The 11,264-nt window shown below is 58.5% G+C and carries 15 protein-coding genes; 13 read left to right on the top strand and 2 right to left on the bottom strand.

Annotated elements, in window-relative coordinates; all coding sequences use genetic code 11:
- Position 1 precedes the first annotated feature (1 nt).
- Positions 2 to 250, top strand: coding sequence for a type II toxin-antitoxin system prevent-host-death family antitoxin (locus QWJ37_RS09745; RefSeq protein ID WP_227902096.1), 249 nt, complete (start codon positions 2 to 4; stop codon positions 248 to 250).
- A gap of 251 nt (positions 251 to 501) precedes the next feature.
- Here QWJ37_RS09745 and QWJ37_RS09740 read toward each other — a convergent pair whose 3' ends face one another.
- On the bottom strand, positions 502 to 1,443 hold the full coding sequence (locus QWJ37_RS09740; RefSeq protein ID WP_227927926.1) for an endonuclease NucS domain-containing protein: 942 nt from the start codon (positions 1,441 to 1,443) through the stop codon (positions 502 to 504).
- A 96-nt stretch (positions 1,444 to 1,539) separates the two neighbouring features.
- Positions 1,540 to 2,001, bottom strand: coding sequence for a hypothetical protein (locus tag QWJ37_RS09735; RefSeq protein ID WP_227902094.1), 462 nt, complete (start codon positions 1,999 to 2,001; stop codon positions 1,540 to 1,542).
- Between the two features lie 1,010 nt (positions 2,002 to 3,011).
- Between QWJ37_RS09735 and QWJ37_RS09730 the strand changes: the two genes are divergently transcribed.
- From QWJ37_RS09730 to QWJ37_RS09680, 12 genes are all read left to right on the top strand, one after another.
- Positions 3,012 to 3,353, top strand: coding sequence for a hypothetical protein (locus tag QWJ37_RS09730; protein WP_227927925.1), 342 nt, complete (start codon positions 3,012 to 3,014; stop codon positions 3,351 to 3,353).
- Between the two features lie 107 nt (positions 3,354 to 3,460).
- A complete protein-coding gene (locus QWJ37_RS09725; protein WP_290245163.1) occupies positions 3,461 to 4,027 on the top strand; it encodes an RNA 2'-phosphotransferase in 567 nt (188 codons plus the stop codon).
- A gap of 88 nt (positions 4,028 to 4,115) precedes the next feature.
- Entirely contained in the window at positions 4,116 to 4,379 is a 264-nt protein-coding gene (locus tag QWJ37_RS09720) for a hypothetical protein (RefSeq protein ID WP_290245162.1), read from the top strand.
- Between the two features lie 157 nt (positions 4,380 to 4,536).
- On the top strand, positions 4,537 to 5,364 hold the full coding sequence (locus QWJ37_RS09715; RefSeq protein WP_356881935.1) for an RHS repeat-associated core domain-containing protein: 828 nt from the start codon (positions 4,537 to 4,539) through the stop codon (positions 5,362 to 5,364).
- A gap of 1,109 nt (positions 5,365 to 6,473) precedes the next feature.
- Complete coding sequence (locus QWJ37_RS09710; protein ID WP_290245160.1) at positions 6,474 to 7,013, top strand: RHS repeat-associated core domain-containing protein; 540 nt, start codon at positions 6,474 to 6,476, stop codon at positions 7,011 to 7,013.
- A complete protein-coding gene (locus tag QWJ37_RS09705) occupies positions 7,014 to 7,325 on the top strand; it encodes a hypothetical protein (protein WP_227927921.1) in 312 nt (103 codons plus the stop codon).
- A 406-nt stretch (positions 7,326 to 7,731) separates the two neighbouring features.
- Complete coding sequence (locus tag QWJ37_RS09700; protein WP_227927920.1) at positions 7,732 to 8,346, top strand: hypothetical protein; 615 nt, start codon at positions 7,732 to 7,734, stop codon at positions 8,344 to 8,346.
- A 360-nt stretch (positions 8,347 to 8,706) separates the two neighbouring features.
- The gene (locus QWJ37_RS09695) at positions 8,707 to 9,102 is read left to right on the top strand and encodes a hypothetical protein (RefSeq protein ID WP_227927919.1); all 396 of its coding nucleotides are present in this window, start codon (positions 8,707 to 8,709) and stop codon (positions 9,100 to 9,102) included.
- 105 nt (positions 9,103 to 9,207) lie between these two features.
- Positions 9,208 to 9,546, top strand: coding sequence for a hypothetical protein (locus QWJ37_RS09690; protein ID WP_227927918.1), 339 nt, complete (start codon positions 9,208 to 9,210; stop codon positions 9,544 to 9,546).
- Complete coding sequence (locus tag QWJ37_RS16185; RefSeq protein ID WP_356881928.1) at positions 9,446 to 10,132, top strand: RNA 2'-phosphotransferase; 687 nt, start codon at positions 9,446 to 9,448, stop codon at positions 10,130 to 10,132. The genes QWJ37_RS09690 and QWJ37_RS16185 overlap by 101 nt, the downstream gene beginning before the upstream one ends.
- A 30-nt stretch (positions 10,133 to 10,162) precedes the next feature.
- Complete coding sequence (locus QWJ37_RS09685; RefSeq protein ID WP_227927917.1) at positions 10,163 to 10,684, top strand: Imm26 family immunity protein; 522 nt, start codon at positions 10,163 to 10,165, stop codon at positions 10,682 to 10,684.
- Positions 10,662 to 10,946 (top strand): hypothetical protein, encoded by a 285-nt coding sequence (locus QWJ37_RS09680; RefSeq protein WP_227927916.1) that lies wholly within the window; start codon positions 10,662 to 10,664, stop codon positions 10,944 to 10,946. The genes QWJ37_RS09685 and QWJ37_RS09680 overlap by 23 nt, the downstream gene beginning before the upstream one ends.
- Positions 10,947 to 11,264: the final 318 nt, after the last annotated feature.

Raw genomic sequence — 11,264 nt, 5'->3', positions numbered from 1 at the left:
AATGGCTATAACAGCAACGGAAGCCCGCCGGGATCTGGCTCGTCTCATCGAACGGGTAAACGATGACCGCATCGAAATCGAGATCGTGTCTAAGCGGGGGTCGGCCGTATTGATGTCGAAAGACGAGTATGACTCGTGGATGGAAACAAACTATCTGCTTAGCTCACCGCAAAACGCGCAGCGGCTCCTGGCGTCACTCACGTCTGCACGGAAAGACGACACGGCCGAGTATGAGCATTGTGAACAGTGAGCCGGCAACACAGTGACCACTCGACCTGTTCCGCTATCCGCTCGGCGCGGAAGAAGACGCATAACAGATTGTTCCGCATCCTCGTCTCAGTTAGGCGGACGGACACCGTTTGGCTCGGAACAAAGCAAACGTCACGCCAAGTGCATGATCAAGCGAGGTCTTACGCGGCCTATCCGACATGGATGTCCCAGACAGGCATCGACTCAATCAGCTCAACAGGACCAATGAGGTCCGATGCGCCGTCAGCTTGATTATGGATCTGAAACCGGGCCGATCGGGTTAAGCCGGTATGCCACACGAGTGTGGCCCATGGCACGGTATGGCTGGGCAGACACCTGGGACCTAGGCATGTCGTAGGCAGCCAAATTGTCTTGAGGCGCGATGTAAACGCGCGTCCACTCGCCGCGTTCGGCTGTGATTGCAGACAGTTGACGGGCAAATAGTCCGTCCTGGTACAGGTGAACACCTTCGTCGGCCCGTGCATGAACCCAGTCGCTGTATCGGTCATACACGAACCTGAAGGTCACGAAAGGCGTGAAGTCCTGGGCATTGGTTAGCCAAAAGCGTCGAACGTTCTCGTCAATGGGTACCCGACAGGCAGGTCGACGCGATCCCGCAACGGTGCTTCCAGGTCGCACAGAACGACTTTTCTTTTTGTGCGTGCCTTCGATCATGTCCTGGTCGGAGCGACAGCACGGGACAAGACTGAGGACCCCGGTGAATTTGTCGATCTCGTACCTGAACGCCGTGACCGAGCATCCCCAATCTCGCAGCTCCAGGATGCTGCCAGCGGTCTGAGGATGGATGGATTCTCCGATGATCATGAGAGCCGGAGATTCATTCACGGTTTCTGGAAGCGGGTGGCCGAAGCGCTGTTGGAAAGCCACCGCCAGGTCGATACGGTCACCGTGACCAACGACGTGGATGAGCTCCTCTCTTTTCAGCTGCTTGAGAGAGTGCCGATAGTGGAGAATCTGGCCAATGACGGAGGGTTTGGCTTCGTCCCGCTTCAGCTCAACGATGTGTAGGAGGCCAGTCGAGTCGATCGCGAGTAAATCAACCTCGCCTCCGGATATCTTCACCTGTCTTCCGATGACCAATAGGTCCTGCCCGGTAAGCCATAGCCGGGTTTCCAGATAGTCCTCTAAGTCCTTCTCATAACGGAATCCCAGCAGTTTCATGAGTTGGGTCACCACCAGTCGCCCTATTCTTTGTGGAGTGCGTGGGAAGGTGCTGTGTGGTGGATGGGGCTTACACTTACCCGGACGCAACGGAAAACTGCGCGCGATTCAGGTAACGCTGTTGACTTGCAGACCCGCGAGCTCACACACAAGGGAGGAGGTCTGGCGGCCGAGCTCCTGATCCAGGACGACTTTCAGGCGAGCAGCGAGGACCTCTCGGTAGAGAGAACCTGAACCTTCCCTAATACGCTCTGGACGCTCCGGCGGAGAATTGTCACCGGACGCAGAAAGTGTGCTGTCAGCAAGGAGACGGCGTATCGCCGAGTCCCACATCTGGGTGCCGGTCGTTTTCCAGACTGTGTCAAGAAGGGCCTTCTCCTCGTTGCTGGCGGCACCGCTCTGAGCAAGCACGGTCAGCATCGCAGCACCATATCCAAACTTGAGGTCGCTAGGGGAAGAAATCGCCTCAAAGGCCCACATGGCCCGCGTCCACCATTCCCTATTGGAATAGAAGTTTCTCGGACCACAGAACGAGGGCACCATACCGTTCATGTTCACATGGCGTTCCATGCATCACCTCGAATCAGCAGCACATCATTCATTACGGAAGTCCCGGAGTGCAATCCTGACGCGGTAATCAGCATCCGACGTCGGATGCCTAAATAATAAACTAACGATGCGACTTTTGCGAGTTCTTCGTAAGTAGGCGAAATGGGCATATCTTTCGCCGTGATAATCCATTGATAAATGAGGATATATTGCATATTTAGCTATATCGTCTGGATGGGCCGGCCGTCGTTTGCTGAGGCCGTGACCTTTCGAAGGGAAGCTCAGGGCGACGAGCATCCGGTCAAGGCTGGACAAACGAGCATCGTCCGCGCACTCCTCGCAGCAGCGCTACCTCATCCACCCCCCGTCTTCGGACCCAGTTTTTCAAGCCGGAGGGAACGCCGTTGCACAATGCTTGCACCCCCCAATAGTTTCGTCGTCGCGATTCCGCGGTGTCAGCCATCCCGGTCGCGCGCCCTGGACAACCACACCGTCGATCCCCGGGAGCTGAGGCCGGTGTGTTCGTTGCTAACGGGTGGAGCTCAGCGGGGACCTAGGCCGAGGCCACATCCCGGATCCCAACGATGGTTCTTCAGCCCGCGTTTTCTTGCTTTCTGGCGGACATCAAAATAACTGAATGGACCGGAACCAGCCCGGTTCTGGTCCGGTTCGGGGCCAGAACCGGGATATCGATAGAGGCCGCCCTGCACTGTGTCCATTTGTGGGCCGGACGTGGGCCATTGTTGGACCACGAAAGCGCTGTTGATCGCACTGGGTCAAATTAGGGTCCGATTCGTCCGGATCGTGCCGAGATCTGGCCCAAAAAGGGCCAGATCCCTTTTGATGATCCCACGACGGGAGACCGCTTTCCAGCCACGCGTGGGCCAAATAAGGGCTTGCCTGCCAGCAACTGGGGTGAAGCGGTTGAAAATAGAATTGGAAAACAGGGGGCAGCCTTCCGCAACGCGTATCCGCAGGGGTCACCGTTCATCGGATGGTCCGGGGACTAACATTTCGAAGGAACTAATGCAATGAAAGAGATAGAATCGCTCCCCGCTTTGTATGAGCACATGATTGAGTGCGGGATTATCGATCTGGATCCATGGGCGGTGTTACGGGGAGAAATGCAGCTGCGGCGGGCTCAACATATTGAGAAGGTACTCCCAGGCTGGGGGATCATTCCTTTTGCGCGGAGGACTGATAACGATGATGTGGCGTGCTGGACCGGCAGCAAGGTTGTAGTGATCGATGACTGGGATGTCTGGCCGGACGAGAATGGCGCGCCTTGGCGCAAGGTGGAACGGGAATACGCCTCCATGGAGGAATGGTTCCTTGCTGCCGCCCGGGACTTCATCGAGTTCGACTGGAGTTGACCTGGGCCCCCAGAAGGGTCTGATAGGGGGATTGGCCCTTGTACCCGGATTGCTCCCAGGGGAGAAAATGAACAGTTCCGCCCGGCACACCGAAAGGCACCACGCAATTGACGAGTACTCCGAGCCGGTCAGCGATCAGCAGGGTGTTATCCCACGCGCTTCGCCATGCCCCGGGTGAATATGGACTGGTGCTGGATCCGGAAGGGTGGGCGCCGGTTCCTCAGGTGCTCGCTGCCCTGCATCGGTTAGGTCCGGAGTGGGAAGCCGTTGACGAGGAGATGCTTCACGGGGTGCTTGAGGCTGCTGGAAAAAAGCGCCATCAGATAAGCGATGGACGAATCCGGGCCGTGCACGGACATTCCGTGCCTGTGCGCCCGGCGGAGGAACCCATTGAGCCGCCCGCGGTGCTTTTCCACGGGACCGCGCGAGATACTGTCCCGGTCATTCGGGTTGCCGGGATCCTGCCGATGGGGCGCCGGTATGTCCACCTGGCGGAGACCGCGGAGCAGGCGAGGGAAGTCGGGCAGCGTAAGGACAGCTCCCCGGTGATTCTTGCCATTGATACCGGTCTGGCCGTCTCGCGCGGTGTTTCCTTCTATCGGTCGGAGTCCGGAGTCTGGCTGTCCGGTCCCATCCCTGCGGCCGCGGTAAACATACTGGACGTTAGCGACTGACAACTAGGTATACGGGCGGCAGAAGGTATGGGAGTAAGGGGGGTACGAGTAAACCATGCAAAACAAGACTGGTCTGCTAACTGGAGATATGTCCCGCTTCGCCTTCATTCTGCGGGTGATGGGCCTATCGGATTTGGCACAGGGGTATGACGAAGTCGCCGGGAAGCTTCGAAAAGATCAGTCACCCGAGGCTGTGTTCGCGGCTAAGTCTTGGGTCGCGAGAAGTTTCGGAAACGGCAGCGGCAGTCTGAGCGATCGGTACGTTTACAGCGATGGAGTAATTGATGAACGGCTGAACGCCGAATACGAAGCCCTCCTTCACAAACTGACTAACTTTGCGAATGGCGCCTAGGCCGTCCGGTGCGCCCTGCAGTCCTGCGTCGGGCTAGGTCCCTGCGGCGGACAAGCAGCGTCCCGGGCCCCCGACGACGTCGTATGTCACCGCTCCAACGAGCGGCTCGATTCTTGCAAGCGCATTCAGAAGACAATCAGCAGAGAGATTGACGGAGGTGTGTCTAGGGCGGTGCCTTAGAACACACCCCGGCGGGTCGCGGCTGTATGCCTATGACGTGGCCGGTGAACTGACCTCCGTCACCGAGCCGGACGGGTCCCGGACGGAATATGTCTACGACGGGCTCGGCCGGAGGTCCCGGCTGATTCGCCCGGACGGGTCCTGGACCGAATACGCCTGGGGGCAGACCGGGTACCTGCACGGAACTGTGGACCGTACCCCGGACGGGGCCGAGACTGCCCGGCACCGCTTGTGGGTGGATGCCCTCGGTGAGCTGGCGTCGGTGGACGGCTGCCCGGTGTGGTGGGACAGTGCCAGTGCAGTTCCCACGCTGGCTGGCGTTGGTGACGAGCAGGTGTTGAGCCTGCCCGGCGGGGTGACCGGGATCGGTGATGCGTGGATCGCACCGGGATGGCGTGCTGCCTGGGCCACGGACCAGGACGATCCGTGGGCGGTGCTGGGTGCCTCGGTCATTCCGGAACCGGGCGCCGTCTCCACCGGGTCCGCTCTGGGCGCCACCCCCGGAACAGCCGGTGGGTTGCCGGCCGGTATCGGTCTGACCGGTGACGGTGGCCTGGATGTTGCGGGCTTGGAATGGTTTGGTGCCCGCGCGTATGATCCGGGAGCCAGGGGCTTCCTCTCCACCGACCCGCTGTCCCCGGTGCTCGGTGCAGGCTGGGACGGCAACCCGTACTCCTATGCGGGCAACAACCCGCTGAACGTTTGCCGGTCCCGATTTATGACTTCACCAGAAAGCACCTGTCAGAACGGCATCACGTCGGCTTGCACGTATGGGCGAATGAGAAGTGGATTAATAATCAAATAATGCAGGGCAAGGATCTTGTGGACATTGGAGCGCCGATGGGTCCTCGGGTCGGGGGATAACGCCAATGGATCCGAGCCCCTACTACGACGAGGAACTAGAGCGCGTAGCAGGTTATCCTGGCTATAGTCAGGATCCGCAGGCATCTTGGGACCTGAAACTCTAGGAGATGCACATATTATGCCGCCGAATAATCCCTCATACTTCCGGCTCGTGTCTTCACCGCGACGTAGGCTGTTTGGGTTTGTAGCCGACCCTGAGTACCTTGTCTTGTCACCTGAAAACGAGCCCAAACGTGTTCGGTTGAGGGATCTTCCTGCGGCGCTGGGTGTCCCTCCCGGAGGATCGCGCCGCGACTGGCAGGAGTGCGAGATGATTGCGACTGCCTTATACGAGGAAGGAGGGACAACAAAGTGGGTGGAATATCCCACCGGGAGGGTTTATAACGATTCCCAATTGCAGCGGTAAATTGCTTCGCATGCCGGCGGGGCCAGCTGGTCTCCCGCACCCGCGGAGCCGAGGGCATGGCCTGGTGTTATTACGCGGACGGTTACCGTACGTCCTTCACTGACACCGCCGGCACCACCACGACCTATTCCCGAAACGCTGCGGGCCGGATTAGGACCGTGCACAACCCCCGGCTGAGGGAAGCGCAGTTCACGCCGCAGGTACACATTCCCAAGTCGCACACACAGGGCAGAATCATCAACGATTGGGAGCTGAAATTGACTGAACCACGACTAGATGTGGGTATTCGACTCTTGTTGAAGCTCTCGACCTATCTTGAAGAATATGGGAAGGGTACAGCAGCTAATAGGTTTCAACGATGGGCAGATGAACTCAAAACGAATCCTTCAAAGAAGGATCTGTACGAGGTGTGCCGCGGCATCATTGAGGCCTTAGGCGCTGGATCGGGCCGGGTTACGGACATATATTTTGCTCACCCTGATGGGAGACCGAACATTGAACGCACGAATGATTACATGGAGACAATTCAGGCTGTGCGGCGGTTCGCGAGACGGGCTGTACCGCCTCGGTCGTACTTTCTTCGGTAGCCACGCAGTAGTGGGAACGTGGGGGACGCCAGCTCTCCCAGACTGATCCGGACGGGAATGCCACCCATTGGACGGACGCCGCTGGACGCGAGAAAAAGCACCTGCCATAACGGGAACGGTGCGGCCCAGGTGTTGAACCTGCCCGACGGGGTGACCGGGGTAGGGGATGCCTGGATCGCACCGGGATGGCGTGCTGCCCGGGCCACGGATCAGGACGATCCGTGGGCGGTGCTGGGTGCCTCTGTGATCCCGGAACCGGGTGCCATGTCCGGAAGCGCCGGGCCCGGCCCGGGCGCAATCCGCGGAATGGCCGGTGGTTTGCCAGCCGGTATCGGTCTGACCGGTGACGGTGGCCTGGATATTGCCGGCCTGGAATGGCTCGGCGCCCGCGCGTATGATCCGGCGGCCCGGGGCTTCCTCTCCACCGACCCGCTGTCTCCGGTCCTGGGTGCCGGTTGGGACGGCAACCCGTACTCCTATGGGGGCAACAACCCGCTGAACGCCAGCGACCCCACGGGTCTGCGTCCGCTGACCGATGAGGATTTGAAGGCGTATGACGCCTCCAGTCGCGGTGCGCTGGCTGCTGCGGGGGACTAGGTGAAGGGCAACTGGGAATACATTGTCGGCGGTGCCGCGATCGTCGGCGGGGCGGCAGTGATGTTCGTTCCCGGCGGCCAGGTCTTCGGCGCCGGTCTGATCAGCTTTGGTGCCGACGTCGTCATCCAGAAAGCCACTACGGGGGAAGTGAACTGGGTCCAGACCGGAATCTCCGGGGGCCTGGGCATCCTTGGTTTCGGCGCCGGCGCGGCGGTGGGCAGGGCCGTTCAACAACCCTGTGGTGCGTGCGGCGGTAGAAGCAGGTGTGGACTGGGCGATCACCGGGGGCGGCGAATACCTGGCCCAGACTAAAGACCCGAGCCTTGCCGGGCTCGCCCGTGCTGCCCCGAAACGCGGTGGCGCCGAGCTGGTAGCTAAGGGGCAGAGAGGTGTAGATGCATCGATTGACGCCCTCTTACAGTGCGGCGACAAACTGCTTGGTACGGAAGTTACGTTTGACGTGGGCGGTGTCCGGACACAATTGGACATTGTGGCTGAACGACCCGACGGTACTGTTTACCTTATTGAGGCAAAAACGGCCCGCACGCGGGCCCAACGAAAAACCAGAAGATTGCGTATCCCATTCTTCGTGAAATGCGTGGCATACCTGTAGGGGAACATGCCCACGAGGCCCAGTTTGAGCCCGGAGTGCCTATCGGCCCGATAGAAGTGCAAGTGGATAAGTACGTCCCGGCCATATAAGTGAAACGGAGCTTGGATGTCGTTGCAGGATGAGGTGCTTGCCGCTTGGGCAGGCTTGTTGAAAGAGCATGGTTTTCGCAAGGTCCGTGGTTTGAGCACGATACCTTTCGGAAAAGATTGGCTTGGCGTGGTAGGCGTGAATCTGGCGACGTACAACGGTGCGGGGCCGGTGGATGCACTGCCGGTGGTGGGAGTGCGGTGGAAGCCTCTGGGTACGATATTTGAAGAACTGAATCCGAAGGTTCCCAAGAGTACGACGTCCACTCTGTCCAGGCCGCTTTATACCCTCGTTCCAGGTCACGACGGGGCGCAATGGCGTGTACGGGCCGACAAAGATGCGCCGGTGCATCTGGAAGAGGCTGTTGACGCCGTGCTTCGTTGGGGTGTTCCGTTTATGGAATCTCTCTGCGATCCGTCGGTGGTTGTCGAAAGACTTCGTCCGCCTTCGCAGTTCGCGGTTAACCCTGCGGCCTCCTGGATGACCTATCCAATTGCTTTGGTATTGACTGACCGCCGATCAGAGGCCGTAAAGGTGGTGACTCAGCACTTACAGGAAGTTGCTGATAAACCGGACCTGGCTTCTAAATTCTATGTTGAATACGCCGACCGTTTCCTGGAGAAGTACGCCTGAGAGCGCAGCCGACGTACGTCAGGGCAACCAAGGTGACCCGAAGGCGCCTATCCCTGTTGTGTGGGAGGACATAATTCTTCCTAGGACGTTCGCTTTAGAGTCGGTCGGGTCCAAGAGCATGTGAACCTGGACGGTATGTTGCGAGGTGCCCGCTATCCAGCTGATTATCATACGGTGAAAGAAGGTGCGCAGGGGGGGTTGCTTATTATCGCTGTGCGACTGGGGGTACTAGGTGATTTAGTAACACCAAGATTGGAAATAGTTGGCCTCATTGAGCAGAAGATAGAGAGACAACCGATCTCTTGAGAAATGTCCGTGTATCAAGGATCAAGACACCGACGGAAAGGTAGTCTCCACGTTATGACTTACGATATTTTAGCGTTCGAATCCGACAGTGTGGTTGAAGCAGATTTCCCCGCATGGTGGGCTGAACAGTCGCGTTGGGCAGAGAATCATTCATACGATGACGTAGCCGTAACAAGTCCCTCGTTGAACAGGTTTTACAAGGAGCTAATTCAAACCTTTCCTCCCATGAACGGACCTGATTCTCCGACGGATGTGGAGCTCGACCAGGATCCCGGCTTGGAAGATCGTCTTGCTGACTACTCGATCGGAACCACAGTGGTCTACGGGGCGTTCGCGTGGAGTCAGGAGCCGGAAGCGCGGGAGCTTTTCACTTCTTTGGCTTCCAAGCATGGTGTTGCTGTTGCTTTGGTCAGCGACCGTGGAGAAATTCTTCGACCACCCGGACACTGAGGGGACGACGCCCCTGCGGAGACCCCGATGTTCGACGCGTTAGCGGCGCTGAATTGTAATGTTTTTGCATGCGTGGGCCCATGCAGCGACGCCTAAGATGACGCGATGAGAGAAATTCAATCGCTGCCTGCTCTTTATGCCCACATGATTGAGTGTGGCATTACCGATCTGGATCCGTGGGCGGTATTACAGGGAGAGATGCAGCTGCGGCGGGCTCAACATATTGAGCAGGTATTCCCGGGGTGGGGGATCATTCCCTTTGCCCGTCGGACCGATAACGACGACGTGGCGTGCTGGACCGGCAGCAAGGTTGTAGTGATCGATGACTGGGATCTTATTTGGGATGAGAACGGCCCCCGACGTTTGGTGGCACGTGAGTATGGCTCGATGGAGGAATGGTTCCTTGCTGCCGCCCGAGACTTCATCGAGTTCGACTGGAGTTGACCTGGGCCCCCAGAAGGGTCCGGTAAGGGGATTGCCCCTCGAACAGTTCCGCCCGGCACACCGAAAGACCACGCAATTGACGAGTACTCCGAGCCGGTCCGAGATCAGCAGGGTGTTGTCCCATGCGCTTCGTCATGCCCCGGGTGAGTATGGGCTGGTGCTGGATCCGGAGGGATGGGCGCCGGTTGCTCGAGTGCTTGCTGCCCTGCATCGGTTAGGTCCGGAGTGGGAGGCCGTTGACGAGGTGATGCTTCACGGGGTGCTTGAGGCTGCTGGGAAAAAGCGCCATCAGATAAGTGATGGACGGATTCGTGCGGTGCACGGCCATTCCGTGCCGGTTCGGCCGGCGGAGGAACCCATTGAGCCGCCCGCAGTGCTTTTCCACGGGACCGCGCGAGATACTGTCCCGGTCATTCGGGTTGCCGGGATCCTGCCGATGGGGCGCCGGAATGTTCACCTGGCGGAGACCGTGGAGCAGGCGAGGGAAGTCGGGCAGCGTAAGGACAGCTCCCTGGTGTTATGGCGGGCCAACAAACAAGGGGAATCCGGATGGTCTGCTTTCGAACAAGCGACACCAGATGAATGATAAGCGATATGCAGATGCCGGAGGAGATCTATGGTAAGGGCTCAAAAATGGGCTTCTTTGAAAGACGGTGACGTCTTCAAGATTCCTCTAGGCGATGGCAGGGCGGCGGTTGGCCAAGTTGTTTCTTCATACTTGTCCGCCTATTACGTGGTTATTTTCGATTTCGTGGCATCGGAGGAAGAAGTGCCTCCGCTGGTCACGGAGGCGCTCCAGTCTGAGCCAGTCTTTGCTGGATTGTCGAGGGATGCTCTGTTCCGACCAGGGCGATGGCAGGTACTCGAGAACAGGACCGTAGACAGTCGAAAATACCTCCCGGCATACAAAGTCGGGTGGCAGGCCCCAGGAGAGTACATGGTGGTGGACTTTTCTGGTGAGAGAATGCGCCCTGCCACTGAATTGGAAAAGGAGATACTGCCCAACAGGACTACATTATCTGCTGCGATCTTTGAAGATGCTCTCCGAGCCCACGTTGGTTTGGAACCTTGGAGAGACTCCTTTGATGACCTCCGAGCAGAAAAGAATGTTAAGAGTGCAGATCTCTTCCGAGACTGAAAAGGTTGGAGAGGCCCAGACGCAGCGCGCACAGCATATCGACAAGGTACTCCCCGGCTGGGAAATCATTCCTTTTGCCCGAAGGACCGATGATGACGACGTGGCGTGCTGGACCGGCAGCAAAGTCGTAGTGATTGATGACTGGGATCTTTGGCCGGACGAGAACGGGATGCCGATACGCCGTGTGGGGCGGGAGTACTCCACTATGGAGGAATGGTTCCTAGCAGCGGCTCGAGACTTCATCGAGTTCGACTGGAGTTGATCCACGGCGAGTTCAGATCCGTAGGTACGATCCCGCGATATAACCGATAGGAGTGCTGCGTGTCAGTAGAGGACGAATTGTTCGGCGCGTGGGACGTTCTCGTCAGGGAGCACGGGTTTCGTAAGTCGGGATTCATTCATACGCTGCCTTTGGGGAAAGACTGGCAGGGTTGGCTGGGATTGAACTCGGCGGGCTATTGCGGTGCGGGGCCGGTGGATGTGTTGCCTGTGGTGGGGGTGCGCTGGAAGCCGCTTGAAAAAGTTTTTCGGGAGCTGAATCCTCAACTCCCGAAGAGCGTGTCGCCGGCGCTGTCCCAGC

Origin of the sequence: Arthrobacter sp. YD2, from assembly GCF_030410475.1 — a bacterium.
Lineage (GTDB): Bacteria > Actinomycetota > Actinomycetes > Actinomycetales > Micrococcaceae > Arthrobacter_B > Arthrobacter_B zhangbolii.
The sequence above is the reverse complement of the archived record's forward strand: the minus strand, read 5'-3'. Positions and strand labels throughout refer to the sequence as shown.

Excerpts from the sequence above, each read along its gene's own strand:
- QWJ37_RS09710 (WP_290245160.1), top strand. The coding sequence starts at position 6,474 with ATGCCACCCATTGGACGGACGCCGCTGGACGCGAGAAAAAGCACCTGC.
- QWJ37_RS09735 (WP_227902094.1), bottom strand. The coding sequence starts at position 2,001 with ATGGAACGCCATGTGAACATGAACGGTATGGTGCCCTCGTTCTGTGGT.
- QWJ37_RS16185 (WP_356881928.1), top strand. The coding sequence starts at position 9,446 with ATGAGAACGGCCCCCGACGTTTGGTGGCACGTGAGTATGGCTCGATGG.
- QWJ37_RS09720 (WP_290245162.1), top strand. The coding sequence starts at position 4,116 with ATGTCCCGCTTCGCCTTCATTCTGCGGGTGATGGGCCTATCGGATTTG.
- QWJ37_RS09730 (WP_227927925.1), top strand. The coding sequence starts at position 3,012 with ATGAAAGAGATAGAATCGCTCCCCGCTTTGTATGAGCACATGATTGAG.
- QWJ37_RS09745 (WP_227902096.1), top strand. The coding sequence starts at position 2 with ATGGCTATAACAGCAACGGAAGCCCGCCGGGATCTGGCTCGTCTCATC.
- QWJ37_RS09690 (WP_227927918.1), top strand. The coding sequence starts at position 9,208 with ATGAGAGAAATTCAATCGCTGCCTGCTCTTTATGCCCACATGATTGAG.
- QWJ37_RS09685 (WP_227927917.1), top strand. The coding sequence starts at position 10,163 with ATGGTAAGGGCTCAAAAATGGGCTTCTTTGAAAGACGGTGACGTCTTC.
- QWJ37_RS09695 (WP_227927919.1), top strand. The coding sequence starts at position 8,707 with ATGACTTACGATATTTTAGCGTTCGAATCCGACAGTGTGGTTGAAGCA.
- QWJ37_RS09700 (WP_227927920.1), top strand. The coding sequence starts at position 7,732 with ATGTCGTTGCAGGATGAGGTGCTTGCCGCTTGGGCAGGCTTGTTGAAA.